The sequence below is a fragment of the Sodalis sp. dw_96 genome, from assembly GCF_018449575.1.
Taxonomy (GTDB): Bacteria; Pseudomonadota; Gammaproteobacteria; order Enterobacterales; family Enterobacteriaceae; genus Acerihabitans.
This window is the reverse complement of the sequence record NZ_JAAVUT010000002.1, coordinates 304731-318368: the sequence shown is the minus strand read 5'-3', so window position 1 is coordinate 318368 and position 13638 is coordinate 304731. Positions and strand designations below refer to the sequence as shown.

Annotated in this window: 14 protein-coding genes and 1 riboswitch; of the genes, 8 read left to right on the top strand and 6 right to left on the bottom strand. The window is 54.7% G+C overall.

Translation table 11 applies throughout. The features are described from left to right. Window positions 1-17: 17 nt before the first annotated feature. Window positions 18-773: an SDR family oxidoreductase gene (locus tag HB631_RS04540; protein ID WP_213989952.1), complete on the top strand. Its 756-nt coding sequence runs from the start codon at window positions 18-20 to the stop codon at window positions 771-773. Between the two features lie 38 nt (window positions 774-811). Here HB631_RS04540 and HB631_RS04535 read toward each other — a convergent pair whose 3' ends face one another. The 3 genes from HB631_RS04535 to HB631_RS04525 are packed head-to-tail and all read right to left on the bottom strand — an operon-like array spanning window position 812 to window position 4375. Then, complete coding sequence (locus HB631_RS04535) at window positions 812-2452, bottom strand: GMC family oxidoreductase (RefSeq protein WP_213989951.1); 1641 nt, start codon at window positions 2450-2452, stop codon at window positions 812-814. Next, window positions 2449-2985 (bottom strand): sugar dehydrogenase complex small subunit, encoded by a 537-nt coding sequence (locus tag HB631_RS04530; protein ID WP_213989950.1) that lies wholly within the window; start codon window positions 2983-2985, stop codon window positions 2449-2451. Before HB631_RS04530 ends, HB631_RS04535 begins: the two co-directional genes overlap by 4 nt. Continuing rightward, a complete protein-coding gene (locus HB631_RS04525; RefSeq protein WP_345945688.1) occupies window positions 2969-4375 on the bottom strand; it encodes a cytochrome c in 1407 nt (468 codons plus the stop codon). The genes HB631_RS04530 and HB631_RS04525 overlap by 17 nt, the downstream gene beginning before the upstream one ends. Window positions 4376-4709: 334 nt before the next feature. Here HB631_RS04525 and yghU point away from each other — a divergent pair, with 334 nt between their 5' ends. The 3 genes from yghU (at window position 4710) to HB631_RS04510 (ending at window position 7377) form a co-directional block, all read left to right on the top strand. Continuing rightward, window positions 4710-5576, top strand: a complete 867-nt coding sequence (gene yghU / locus HB631_RS04520) for a glutathione-dependent disulfide-bond oxidoreductase (RefSeq protein ID WP_213990148.1) — start codon at window positions 4710-4712, stop codon at window positions 5574-5576. A gap of 101 nt (window positions 5577-5677) precedes the next feature. Beyond that, the gene (locus HB631_RS04515) at window positions 5678-6658 is read left to right on the top strand and encodes an aldo/keto reductase (protein ID WP_213989949.1); all 981 of its coding nucleotides are present in this window, start codon (window positions 5678-5680) and stop codon (window positions 6656-6658) included. A 254-nt stretch (window positions 6659-6912) separates the two neighbouring features. Then, on the top strand, window positions 6913-7377 hold the full coding sequence (locus tag HB631_RS04510) for a DUF1456 family protein (RefSeq protein WP_213989948.1): 465 nt from the start codon (window positions 6913-6915) through the stop codon (window positions 7375-7377). 31 nt (window positions 7378-7408) lie between these two features. Here HB631_RS04510 and HB631_RS04505 read toward each other — a convergent pair whose 3' ends face one another. Further along, window positions 7409-7855, bottom strand: a complete 447-nt coding sequence (locus HB631_RS04505; protein WP_213989947.1) for a GNAT family N-acetyltransferase — start codon at window positions 7853-7855, stop codon at window positions 7409-7411. Window positions 7856-8222: 367 nt separating this feature from the next. Between HB631_RS04505 and HB631_RS04500 the strand changes: the two genes are divergently transcribed. From HB631_RS04500 to thiD, 4 genes are all read left to right on the top strand, one after another. Continuing rightward, window positions 8223-8954 carry a LuxR family transcriptional regulator gene (locus tag HB631_RS04500; protein WP_213989946.1) on the top strand — a complete coding sequence of 244 codons (732 nt, stop codon included), beginning with the start codon at window positions 8223-8225 and terminating at the stop codon, window positions 8952-8954. Window positions 8955-9259: 305 nt separating this feature from the next. Then, window positions 9260-9607: a hypothetical protein gene (locus HB631_RS04495; protein WP_213989945.1), complete on the top strand. Its 348-nt coding sequence runs from the start codon at window positions 9260-9262 to the stop codon at window positions 9605-9607. A gap of 29 nt (window positions 9608-9636) precedes the next feature. Then, a riboswitch (TPP riboswitch) is annotated at window positions 9637-9737 on the top strand. A gap of 38 nt (window positions 9738-9775) precedes the next feature. Continuing rightward, the gene (thiM, locus tag HB631_RS04490; protein WP_213989944.1) at window positions 9776-10570 is read left to right on the top strand and encodes a hydroxyethylthiazole kinase; all 795 of its coding nucleotides are present in this window, start codon (window positions 9776-9778) and stop codon (window positions 10568-10570) included. Then, the gene (gene thiD / locus HB631_RS04485; RefSeq protein WP_213989943.1) at window positions 10567-11370 is read left to right on the top strand and encodes a bifunctional hydroxymethylpyrimidine kinase/phosphomethylpyrimidine kinase; all 804 of its coding nucleotides are present in this window, start codon (window positions 10567-10569) and stop codon (window positions 11368-11370) included. The genes thiM and thiD overlap by 4 nt, the downstream gene beginning before the upstream one ends. Here thiD and HB631_RS04480 read toward each other — a convergent pair. Both HB631_RS04480 and yegS read right to left on the bottom strand, forming a co-directional pair. Beyond that, window positions 11317-12231, bottom strand: coding sequence for a hypothetical protein (locus HB631_RS04480; protein ID WP_213989942.1), 915 nt, complete (start codon window positions 12229-12231; stop codon window positions 11317-11319). The two genes, thiD and HB631_RS04480, sit on opposite strands and share 54 nt — an antisense overlap. A 108-nt stretch (window positions 12232-12339) precedes the next feature. Continuing rightward, a complete protein-coding gene (yegS, locus tag HB631_RS04475; protein ID WP_213989941.1) occupies window positions 12340-13239 on the bottom strand; it encodes a lipid kinase YegS in 900 nt (299 codons plus the stop codon). Window positions 13240-13638: the final 399 nt, after the last annotated feature.

Here is a 13638-nt window from a genome sequence, read left to right as displayed (position 1 = left end):
ATAGTGAGGAGTAGATTATGAGCAAGCGTTTGGCAGGCAAGGTTGCCCTGATTACCGGGGGTTCCAGGGGATTGGGCGCGGCCATCGCTACGACACTGGCGGAGCAGGGCGCGGACGTAGCCATCACTTATGTGGCATCGGCGCAAAAGGCCGCGGCTGTGGCGGTGGCGCTGGAAGCGAAGGGCGTACGGGCATTGGCCATCAGGAGCGATCAGGGTGACCCGTCCTCTGCCAAGCCCCTGGTTGACCAGGTCATCTCGCACTTCGGGCGGCTGGATATTCTGGTGAACAATGCGGCTCTCGCCATCCAGGGCAAGCGCATTGACGATCCGCAGATAGATAACGCGGCGCTGGACCAACAGTGGAGGGTAAACGTCCTGGGCGTTGTGGCGACCATTCGTGCCGCGGCGCCGGTGATTACCGACGGGGGCCGGATCATTTCAGTCGGCTCCGGGCTAGGCACCCGGGTTGGTTTCGCCGGGACGACCGATTATGCGGCAAGCAAGGCTGCCATCGTCGGTTATGCCAAGGGCGCCGCGCGGGATCTCGGTCCCCGTAATATTACCGTCAATGTCGTCCAGCCCGGCGTCATGGCCACAGATATGGCGGCAGGATCGGCGGACAAGTTGCCGCCTTCGTTTATGGACACCCATGCCATCGGCCGTTTTGCGACCGTGGAGGAGGTGGCTGCGGTGATCGCTTTTATCGCCGGGCCTGACGCCGGTTATATGACCGGCTCGGTTGTCGACGTAAACGGTGGGTTTACTGCCTGAACCCCGACGCGATCGGATTCTCCATGGACGCTTGAAGTCTACACCTTTACCACGTCCAGCATGTATTGCGCCAAACGCAGACTTAACGCCGCGCCGGTCAGCGTGGGATTCATACAGGACGTGGACGGCATCACGCTGGTCCCGGCGATGAACAGATTCGGGTGATCGTGGGATTGGCAGTGGCGGTTGACAACCGAATTCTTTGGGTCATCCCCCATGATGGTGGTGCCCATAATATGCTGGCGATCCTGATAACCGGTATCAATATTCACGATATCGGCATCCAGCAAGCCGGCGATTTTTTGGAAATCTTTCAGCGCCACGTCTTTTCCTGCCTGCCAGTAATCGGTGACGCTATAGTAAATTTCCGGCACCGGTATGCCAATGGCATCGGTTTTGGTTTTACTCGGCACCACGCGGTTTTCTTGCAACGGCAGCGTCTCAAAATCAACGGCGAAGTTAAGGGAACGCGCCGACTGGCGATGCAGTTCCTCATCCAGCTTCGACCCCAGAATGCCTTTCTTGATCAGTGAAGCCGCGTAATCGGCGGTGGGCACGGTATTACGGATTTTGGTTTTGTAGCTTGGGAAATCCTTACGAAATTCACCGTCGCGATTATTGAGATAGACCAGCAATTCAGTGGGTCCCTGGCCCGGCCAGACATCCTCTTTCATCATAATGTTCATGCTGATGCCGGTATGCCCCATCAAATTACGTCCCACCTGGTCGGAACTGTTGGCGATACCGTTAGGATAGCGTTCCGAGGTTGAGAGGAGCAGCAATTTCGGCGACTCGATCCCGTAGGCGGCCAGCACGAAATAATCAGCGGTCAGATGATGTTGCGACCCGTCGGGCTTTTTGTACCATACGCCGCTGATTTTACCCTGATCGTCAGCGTCTATTTTGTAGACCACCGAGTTATCCAGTAATTTTGCACCCAGCCGTTCAGCCTGATCGATATGCATCGAACCATCATACTTGGCCCCAATCGGACAGACGGGGTTGCAATTGTTGTTACCGGCGCAGACCGGACGATTGCCGTAAGGGCGGGTTGCTCGGCCATTGGGCTCCATCACCGGGTTATAGCCGCCTTTGCCCAATAATTCCGACAACCGCGTAAACAGATAACTCGGCGTCAGTCCTTTCATCGGAAAAGGGGTAGAACGCGGTGGCCATGGCCTTTTACCCTGGCCGCTCTCATCCTGCCCGTCGACGCCGGACACACCCAGTTCATGCTCGGCCAGGCCATACCAGGGTTCAATTTCGTTATAGTCGAACGGCCAGTCTCTGCCGTGGCCATAAAGGGTTTTTAATTTGAAATCGTTGGGAATCATCCGCCACAGCGCCGAGCCAAAATGCCAGGTCGTGCCGCCCACCACGCGTAAATACTTGGCGGGATATTTTACCGGACCGGTTTGCTGCAGGTAGCTGCCATAGGTCGAAGGGACATGAGGCAAATCGGGATAAGGCGAACCCACTCCCTGGAGTTTCATGTTGGTCAGCGACATTTTGAACGGGGAATTACGGAAGCGCTCAACGATATCCGCGCGCTTGATGCGTGGACCCGCCTCAAGAATAATCACCGACTTTCCCGCTTTTGCCAGTTGGGTAGCAATCAATCCACCCATTACGCCGGCGCCGATGATGATGACATCGGCATCAATATGTTGATTGCTCATAGAAGAGGTCCCTTATCCGACGGTGGATCAATTGGCTTGCTGCCCCATGAATCAGGCCCCCCACCGTAGGTTGGCACAACCAGAATGCCTTTGGTCGGCAGATACATCATCGCCTCCGCGTAAGCAATCAACTCAAGATGCTCGTCTTCACCGACAACGCCGGTATACCAAGCGGAAATGATCAGAGTCGCGGTTTGCCTGAGGGCATCGTCCTGGCTCAGGCTGGCGAGAAAATCATCCACATGGGCAAAATGGTGGCTGTTGATATAGCCGCCGAGCGCGGTGAGCCTGGCGGGAAAGTCTGGGTAGTGTTTAATCAGCACGTTGTAATAACGTCGGCTCAGTAAAGGACTGACCTGGCGGCTGACCAAAAAAGAGGACACCGGAATAAAACCGCTTTCCTTTAACTCTTGCGCACGCACCTTCAGGATGGGAAACAGGGACGAACATAACGCGCCGAGGGATAAAACCCCTATCCCTTGCAAAATCCGGCGCCTCGTCACTGAAGCCGGCGGATTATTTTTTTCCGTCATGTTTCCTCCTTCTTTTGGCGAGCAAGACCAGCACAATAATCAAAACGAGTAGCAAAATAATCGCCGCGGCAAGCAATGACGCCGGGCTGGTAAGCTTGGCCAGCAGCGGTTTCTCGCCACCTTCACGAATAATTTTCACCTGGTCGGCGGTGACGCCGACCTGCGGATTGCCGTAGTGTTTAAGCACATAATTGCTGACATCGGCAATCTGTTGGTCGCTAAGCCGTTCACTGAAGGGGGCATCCGGGCCAAAGGCGGGCATGGCTACCTGTTCGCCGCTCACGTCGCGATGCACGCCATAGAGAATGGCGGAGACCAGGTTATCCGGCCTGTCCGCGCCGGTTGCACTGTTATGGAAAAGCGGCGGGTAATAACCGTTGCCCTGTCCGTCCGCCTGATGGCAGTTGGCGCAGCTGCCGCTGAACACCTTCCAACCAGCATCGGCATTGTCCGTTTGACCGCGCATCAGCAATTCGCTTGCGGAAGGTTGACCATAGCCGTCCCGTGGCTTGGCGGAGCCTGTATCTACCGCGGGTATCTGATGCAGATAGGCGACTATCGCGTGGATATCATCATCGGAAAGAAATTGCAGACTGTGCTCGACGGCTTCAGCCATCGGACCCGCGGCCTGTGCTTTGCCGCCCAGGTGCCCGGTTTTCAGATATTGCGTGAGGTCTGCGGCTGACCATTCACCAATGCCTGAATTGCGGTCAGGCGTAATATTCGGCGCATACCAACTGCCCAGACTCCCGCCGGATAAGGCTTTGCCGTTGTCCTGCCCCATTAATGCGTTACGCGGTGTGTGGCATGTATCGCAATGTTCCAATGCATTGACAAGATAATCGCCACGGTTAACGTCATCTGCGACCTTGGGAGAGGATGTAAAAGGTTTATTCCCCGCAAACAGCGCGTTCCACACCGCCATGGACGCCCGAATGTTGAAAGGGAACGGTAAATGGGTTGGCGGCGAGGGTTCATCCACAGGTTTCACGCCATGCATGAAATAGGCATAAAGCGCGTGAATGTCGGGATCGGTGATACGTGAGTAAGAGATATAAGGCATGGCCGGATACAGATGCTGACCCTGTTTATTGATACCTTCTCTCACAGCGCGGGCAAAATCCCGCTCGCTGTAATCACCGATACCGGCCACCTTGGATGGCGTGATATTACTGGCAAAAATAGTGCCCAACGGGGATTGAATCGCATACCCGCCCGCCATGGGCGCACCTTGATGAGGTGACGTATGGCAGGCGCCGCAGTCCGCGGCGGTAGCGAGATATTTTCCTTTCGTGATGAGATCCTCCGCACCGGATTTATCCGCGGCCATCGCGGTGAGTCCGGTGGAATAGAGTAGGCCCATCACGAGAGGCAGATAACGACGCCTCACAGTCTTCTTCCTTTTAAATAATTAAAGTGTAAGTATTTTTTATAAGTTTTTATGTTAAGTCCCGAAAGCGGCGGCCTGCTTTCGCACGCCAGGCAAAACTCGCCGCCACAGTAGGTGTCGCTAAAGCGAATTTTGACGTTTAAAGATTAAAGAAGTTTTACAATAATTCAACATATTTTTAAACCATTGTAGCCCAAGCGCCATTATGGATTCCGCTTTTCAGCTATGGTTAGCACCTGGTCCGACATTCGTTCCGCTATCGCCCCGGATCAAGGGACGGTATGATGATCTTTACAACCTTCTCAAGATGAAAGGAGTATTGAGCATGAGCAATTTGTCCGATTACGTGCCGCCGAAGGTATGGACTTGGAACAAGGATAACACTGGCCGCTTTGCCAACATCAACCGACCGGTTTCGGGGCCGACCCATCACCAGGAACTGCCGGTGGGTCGTCATCCGCTTCAGCTCTACTCGCTGGCAACGCCGAACGGCGTGAAAGTTACGGTGATGCTGGAGGAACTGCTGGCGCTTGGCCACAGCGGCGCGGAGTATGACGCCTGGCTTATCAGGATTGGCGAAGGCGATCAGTTCGGCAGCGGCTTTGTGGCGGTGAATCCGAACTCCAAGATTCCGGCGCTGATGGATCGCAGCGGTCCCGCGCCTATCCGGGTTTTCGAGTCCGGCTCGATACTGTTGTACCTGGCGGAAAAGTTCGGCGCTTTTTTGCCGAAAGAGCTCGCCGCGCGTACTGAATGCCTCTCATGGCTGTTCTGGCAGATGGGAAGCGCGCCCTATCTGGGCGGCGGTTTAGGCCATTTTTATGCCTACGCCCCCACCAAGATTGCCTATGCCATCGACCGGTTCGCCATGGAGACAAAACGTCAGCTCGACGTGCTCGACAAGCGGCTCGCGGATAATGAATATATAGCGGGCAGTGAATATACTATTGCCGATATGGCCATCTGGCCGTGGTATGGCGGCCTGGTGAAGGGCTGGTTATATGAAGCGGCGGAATTTCTCGCCGTGCAGGACTATAAGCATGTTCAACGCTGGGCCGACGCCATCGGGCAACGCCCGGCCGTGCGGCGCGGACGGATGGTCAATCGTGTTTTCGGCGAACCGTCAAGCCAGCTGCACGAACGCCATGACGCCGCCGACTTTGATACCAACACCCAGGACAAGATTGCCGGTAACAGCTAGCCGAAAGACTATCTAACACATTTCGTTGTCAAGGGTTCTGTCCGGGGCGCATCGTCAGATGCCGCGCCGGCGGGATTATTCAACTCTCCCAGGAGAAGACCATGGATTACATTAAACTCGGCCGAACCGGCCTCGATGTGTCGCGGCTGTGTCTGGGCTGCATGACCTACGGCGTGCCTGACCGTGGCGGCCACGAATGGACGCTGGATGAGGAAAAGAGCCGCCCGCTTATTCGCCAAGCGGTGGACGCGGGCATCAATTTCTTTGACACCGCCAACGTCTATTCCGACGGGACCTCGGAGGAAATCGTCGGCCGGTTGCTGAAAGAGTTTACGCGCCGCGATGAGATTGTTATCGCCACCAAAGTACACGGCCGCATGCATCCGGGACCGAACGGCGCGGGCCTCAGCCGCAAGGCCATCATGCAGGAAATCGACAATTCTTTGCGCCGGCTCGGCACCGACTATGTCGATCTCTACCAGATCCATCGCTTCGACTACGGCGTGCCCATCGAAGAGACGCTGGAAGCGCTCCATGACGTCGTGAAGGCGGGCAAGGCCCGTTATATCGGCGCTTCATCAATGTATGCCTGGCAGTTCGCCACCATGCTCCATGTCGCTGAAGCCCATGGCTGGACGAAGTTCTCCACCATGCAGGACTATGTCAATCTGCTGTATCGCGAGGAGGAACGTGAAATGCTGCCGCTGTGCGAGGCCAAGGGTATTGGCGTGATCCCGTGGAGCCCCCTGGCTCGCGGTCGTCTGACGAGGCCATGGGACGATAGCACGAAACGATCCGAGACCGACAAGTTCGGCAAGACGCTTTATGAACATACCGCCGATGCCGATCGCAAAGTTGTCGAAGCGGTGGCGGCGGTGGCCGGGGAGCGTCACGTTTCACTCGCCCAGGTCGCACTCGCCTGGGTGTTGGCCAAATCCGCGGTTACCGCCCCCATCGTCGGAGCATCCAAGCCGGGTCATCTTGACGACGCCATCGCCGCCCTCGATCTGGTATTGAGCGCCGAAGAGATTGCCCGGCTCGAGGCACCGTACATTCCACATGGCGTGGTGGGTTTTTCATAAACACCTTAACCGGTCGTGCCAAGGGTGTCCGTCGATCGCCGGTCGGCACCCTGTTACCAGCCGGGCAGTGAGGCCCGTTATTGATTATCGCGCAGGTTTCCCTGCTGCTCCCCGTGATGACATCGAAGACGAAAAAACGCGCAGGCCCGGCCGGACGGGTTTTTATGATCTAAAAGGATCAATGCTGTGTTTAACGGCGGATATCTCTATACTGTCCGGCCATGAAGGTTATCGGGCGATGAGGGACACCGGTCATGATGAATAACGATGTATTGCGCAGCGTACGCTATATGCTGAATCTGCATAATGAACAACTAATTGGCATAGTGGCGTTGGCGCAGTGCGTCATTACGCCGCAACAGATGGCCGGCTTCGTCAAAAAAGAAGATGAAGAGGGCTATCAGCCTTGCCCTGACATGGTGATGGGCTGTTTCCTTCATGGCCTGGTGATCCATTTGCGCGGCCGGGATGAAACGATGCCGGAAGCAAAAATTGAACGAAAAATCACCAATAATATTATTCTGAAAAAACTTCGCATCGCATTTTCGCTGAAAACCAACGACCTGCAGGACATTCTGCTGTCCCAGGACTTCCGGATTTCCCTGCCGGAGGTGACCGCCATGCTGCGGGCTCCGGGGAATAAAAATTACCGGCTATGCGGCGATCAGGTCATGCGCTACTTCCTGAAAGGACTTGCGGCCCGGCTGCGTAAGTCATAGCGCAAAATATTGAACCAATGCGACTATCTCATTATCGAAAGAACAATTTGTTATGCTCAATGGTGTGATGCATCAGGAAATATTCCCCGTGTTCAGCGATGCCCGATGAGATGATTTTCCAGCCATGATGCTGATAAAACGCCAGGGCGCGACGATTTTTAGTCAGGCACTTAAGCGCCATTTTATCGCCGCACAGCGGATAACATGCTTCCAGCAGGGCGGTGGCGACTCCCTGCCGCTGCCAGGCGGGATCGACAAAAAGGTTGTGCAAGAAGCTGTCCGGCAGCCACAGGGAGGCAAAACCGACGATATGATTTTGCTCTTCGGCCACCAGAATCTTTTCGCCAAAGGTGACACTGTCGAAATCTTCCAGGTGCCATTGGCTACCCTCCAGCCAGGTCCAACCCTTTCTGCGGGAAGACAGGTACAGGGTGCGTAAAAAAGGTCGGTCCGATTCTCGATAAGTCCTGACAAACACAGCTTCTCCTTACTGCAAACAGCCGGTGCAGTTAATGGAATTTTAGGGGAACGTTCGGCGGTTAATTATATCAGACAATTTGCCAATACTTTGATGCTTGTGGCCCTCTGCCCGAACCCGCGGCCCCGGCAGGTTAAAAAGACCGCCCCGGGGGTTGCCGGGGAAGATAAAGCGCCGTCATTCCGGCATCAAAGGGCGGCAATTCTCCGAACAGACAAGGATGTCCGTTGTTCTATTAGTAGTTGCATCAACGGCTAGCCTCTTATATTATCGAAAAATTCCCATGGAATTAACATTTCAGTCAGTCATTTATTACCTGACAAGGATAATAAATAATGAATATTAGTTAATATGGCAGGCATAGATTATGGAAAAATTCGTTGAAACCAGTCAAGACGTTTTTATCAGTGCCATGAAGAAAGAACTCAAGCTTTATCTAATACAAATCTTCAGGAATACGCATGTTTTTTGTTTTGCTTACTTAATGATGAACAAATCACACAATTCCCCGGCCTCTATAATATCTGACTATCCGGCAGGCTGGATTAATCAATATAAAAATTATGGCTATCAGAAAATTGATCCGGTCATGATCATTGCATGCCGAAAATTTTCGCCTTTTAACTGGCCCGACAATCCGGCGATAATCCATCAACATAGTTTTTTTAACATGTCGAAATTCTATCGTCTGAACAGCGGTTATACCTTTACTTTGCATGACAGCGACGACAACCTGGCGACATTGAGCCTTACCAATCGCACCGGCAGTGCGGATTTTTACCGTATCATCGAGCAAAACAAGGAAAAATTCCAGATGCTGCTGATAACCACCCATGAAAAAGTGACAAATTTTTTGCGTGCCAATACGCCCGGCATACAGTCTTGTGGTGGTCCGCCCCAAAGCGTCCTGCTGTCGCCACGGGAGAAGGAAGTGTTATTTTGGGCCAGCGCGGGTAAAACTTATGGCGAGGTGGCTACTATTCTCACTATCAGGGAAGGAACGGTAAAATTTCATATAAGAAATATTATTGATAAGCTTGGCGTTGTCAATGCCAAGCATGCCATAAGCCGGGCCATGGAGCTGAAGCTTTTCAATTAACACCTCATTTTATGATAAGGCTGGATAATATTCACCCTGTTTTCACAGCCCGTATTATTTTACTTTCAATCAATAAAGATTGTCTCTGAAATATTTTACTTCGTTCATTGATTGATGGTTTATCATTATTCAATGCCTTAAGGTTTTCCGTCGAAAAAATATAAAATTCTGTCTCTGATTGTCGTGGCGTTGATATCTTAACGTTTAATTTAATCAGACAGGATACCGGCACCGCAAAAGACGCAGACTGTGTGAGTATCTGAATAAGGAGTTTAGTAGAGGGCAAATAGGATATATATTATAACATGTGTAAAAAAATTGTCTTTTGTCTGTTTTTTTTATTCCCTTTAACGGCATCCGCCTCCAATGTCGTTGCTAAAGAGGCGTTGCAGCACATCATCACAACCGTTTCCTTTGAGTGTCTTGGCGAGCCTGTCTGGCCCATCTCCGTGCCGATGGAAAACGATTCCTGGCTGTTGGGCCGCCTTGGCGTTTTGGCCGGCGCGGGACTGGTCCGCCCGGCCTGGTCAAATAACCGGCCGGTCTGGCTGCTGACCCCTACCGGCACCCCTTCCTCGTCCGGCAGCGGCGACGGCTGTATTAATCGTATGCTGTTGCGACAAGGCTCTCAAGAAGCATGCATCGATCGTTGATCTTTTCCTCCCGCACCCGGATAATCAACAGACTTGACTCGGGGTGTCCGTTGTTGTGCGACGGACTGAGAATTAACCCGCATAACCTGATCTGGATAATGCCAGCGTAGGGAAGTCACGGTATCCCTTCCTCCGGATCCGTCTTCTTAAACGCCGGTTGGGAGAAATATGACTATCCAACCTACCGAATTTCCCGGCCTGACCGCCGCCGCCTCCCTTGATTTGCTGCGACAGCATGCGCCGTTGGTGCATTGCTTGACCAATGAAGTGGTGCAGGCTTTTACCGCCAATACCCTGCTGGCTCTCGGCGCCGCGCCGGCAATGGTCGTTGAACCGGAAGAGGCGGCGCAATTCAGCGCCATGGCCGATGCCCTGCTGGTGAACATCGGCACGCTGTGCCACAGCCGGGCGCAGGCCATGCTGGCCGCCGTCCAGGCCGCTAACGAGGCCGGCACCCCTTGGGTACTGGATCCGGTGGCGGTGGGGCCCCTCGCGTATCGAACCGGGTTCGCCCATAGCCTGCTGCCGTTACGTCCGGCCGCTATTCGCGGCAATGCGTCCGAGATCCTGGCCTTGGCCGGCGAGAGCGCGCTGGGCCGCGGCGTGGACAGTGCCGATGATTCCCTTCATGCCCTGTCCGCCGCCCTGAAGCTTGCAACCGACTATGGCACTCTGGTGGCGGTGACGGGCCGGGTGGATTTTGTCACCGACGGAGAGCGTATATGGTCCATAAACGACGGTCATCCGCTGATGACCCGGGTGACGGGAACCGGCTGCGCGTTATCGGCTGTGGTGGCGGCATTTTGCGCTCTGCCGGGGGATCGTTTGTTGCATGTGGCCGCCGCGTGCAAGGTCATGGCCCGCGCCGGCCGGCTCAGCGCCGGTGAGGTCAGGGGCCCCGGCAGTTTTGCCGTGGATTTCCTTGACCGGCTCTACACTTTGCAAGGGGAGCATCTGCAATGAGCCGCATCCGGAATCTCTTGTCCATCGCCGGTACCGATCCCAGCGGCGGGGCCGGCATCCAGGCCGATTTGAAAACTTTTTCGGCCCTCGGCGCTTACGGCACCACGGTGATTACCGCCCTGGTGGCGCAAAATACCCGCGGCGTGCAATCCATCTATCCCATCACGCCGGCGTTCGTCGGTGAGCAGCTGGACTCGGTGCTGAGCGACGTACGTATTGATAGCGCCAAAATAGGCATGCTGGGGCAAGGGGAAATTGTCCGGGTGGTGGCGGAAAAACTGCGGCGCTATCCGATCCCCTTCGTGGTGCTGGATACGGTGATGGTGGCAAAAAGCGGCGACTTCCTGCTGGCGCCGGATGCGGTATCGGCGCTGCGGGATGAATTACTGCCGCTGGCATCCATCATCACCCCCAACCTACCGGAAGCGGCGGCATTATTGAACTGCCCGCCGGCGGCGGATGAAAAGAGCATGCGTGAGCAAGGCCGGGCATTGCTGGCGTTAGGCTGCCGGGCGGTGGTGATGAAAGGCGGCCATCTGCATGGGGAATCCAGTCCCGATTGGCTGATTACCGCCGATGACGAGCAGCGGTTTGATGCCCTCAGGGTAAATACACGCCACACCCACGGCACCGGCTGTACGCTGTCCGCCGCGCTGGCGGCGCTCCGCCCGCAGTATAATGACTGGGCGCAAACCCTGCGGGCGGCGAAAGCCTACGTGCAGCAGGCATTGCTGCGCGCCGATGATTTAGAGGTCGGGCAGGGGATCGGGCCCGTTCATCATTTCCACCAGTGGTGGTGACATACCGGTTAACACGCCTTCGGCGTAGCTGAGCAGCGAACGGGCATACTGCAAATGGCGGGCGTCGAAGACGTTAAGCGGATAGTGTTTCTCGGCGCGATGAGGGCGAATGCGCAGCGAAGGCACCAGTTTGTCCTCCTTTTTATGCGGCACCGCCGTAAAAATATACCCCGGCTGCAGGTGGTTCTCTTCATCGCGCCATAATAGCTGCAATGACGGATAGGGAGGCTTGGAACGGGCTATAAAGACATTACCGGACCAAAAACCTTCGAACGGACCGTCTTTTTGCAGCCGCTTTTCCTCGAACACCGGTGCGTTGATCCATGCGGTCAATGCCGCCGGGGTAATGGATTGTTCCAGATGTTGCCACAGCGGGCAGCCATTTTCCAATTGCCAGCAGGCCATGCCGATATAGTCGTTAAGCGCCCGCCAATCCTGTTCCAACTTGAGTTTTAACGCCTTGTCGAACAAGTTGCGGTACTGGACGATGGGGCTGCGCAGTTCACCGACGGTATCATAGGTGATCAAGGTAGTATTGCGCGGCTTGCGGCGCAGCGATAACCAAAGAATGAATTTGGGAACGCGAAAGGTTATGGACTGTACGCTGAGGCGATATTGATTCTCTTTGGTCAGCACGAAGCCATTGGAGGTACCGCGCTTTTCATGATAGTTGTGAATCACCACCACACTATCTTCACCCATCCACCCGGTGACGTAATGTTCTTTGTTACTCTGGTTGATTTTCAGGTCATCCACCATAGAGCAAAGGTTCTTTTCGTCTAAGGTCGACAGGGGATGAGCCTCTTTGCCACTGTAATACAGGCTCTCTGGCATGGGTAGGTCGGGTGAAAAAGCGTGCATTAAATTTTCCTAGATCATCAATATGCCGGATAGCTTACCTTAAGTTGTTATACAAATTCCTCACCCTTGCGTTTATGACGGTCAATACTGTGCGTGAGATCAAAATCCCTATTCCAATAACGGACATTGCGGCGGCAAACGGCATGAGAGTGCCGCCGGCAAGACTTTAATCAGGAATTTTTTGCCTTTCAGCGGTTCGCCGTCCAGATTGAAGGTGACTTCGTGGGGAGAGATTATCTCCAGCCAAGGCAGCGCGGCGGAAACAATATGCGGATTGTCTTCATCGGTGGACAGGCTGTTAAGCAGGATAGGCAGCCACTCTTCCACGGCGAAGATCCGCAGTTGCAGCTTGTTGTCGTTGATAAGCGCTCCCGGGCATAATACCTGACCGCCCCCGGCCTGCCGGCCGTTACCGATACCGATCACCAGGGCGTCGCCGGCCCAGCTGAAATCCGGCCCGCGGATTTCGCAGCTATCGGCTTTCAGGGTGTCCATGCGCAGCAAACCGTGAATAAAATAGGACGCGCCTCCCAGCACCGATTTCAATTTTGCCGGTGTTTCGCTGGTGATGCGGGTGCCGAAGCCGCCGGTGGCCATATTGATAAAAAAGCGATCCTGGTTCACCTGGGCGAGATCGATATCCGTGGCCTTCCCCAGTATGGCCAGCATCAGCGCTTTATCCAGTTCCGCCGGAATGGCGCAGCTTTGGGCAAAATCGTTGGCGGTGCCCAGCGGCAGGATGCCGAGGCTGGGACGCCGCGCCGCCGGCAGCAACGCCAGCGCGCAGGCCACTTCGTTAATGGTGCCGTCGCCACCGCCGGCAATCACGGTGTGCACCCCAAGCTTAACCGCTTCCTCCACATAGCGGTGGACATCGCCGTGTTCCCAGGTGACGCGAACATAGAGCGGGTAGCCGGCCTGCCGCTGCTGCTGCACGGCTTGCCTAAGCTCTTCATTGGCCGCGTTCTTGCCGTTCAAAATAATCAATGCAGCGGGTACGGGTGGCATGGCTGGTTCCATTGATTCTGTCTCTTGATCCGGATATGGAGGGATTGATGCCGTCTTCCCGGGGTGCGGAGGCCACGGCGGGCCTCATGATTTACATGTATACCCATCATACTTCAAGTTGCAGGTACGTTGGCTTTCCTCGCTCACCCCAGTCACTTACCGGAGTAAGCTCCTGGGGATTCACTGCGTCGCCGCCTTCCTGCAATTTGAATTATTTTGGGTCGAGTTTAAATACTAGCGTCAGTGCCGGTAAAGTCGAGGAACAATAAAACGTTTTGCCGGGGCGGGTCAAAAACAGTAAAGGGACGTTAATACAAAATAAAAAGCCAGCTCAAGGGAGGATGAGCTGGCGAAAGAGGTGGTTCCTGGTGTAGCTGGGTCGTTATTATTCATTTGGTT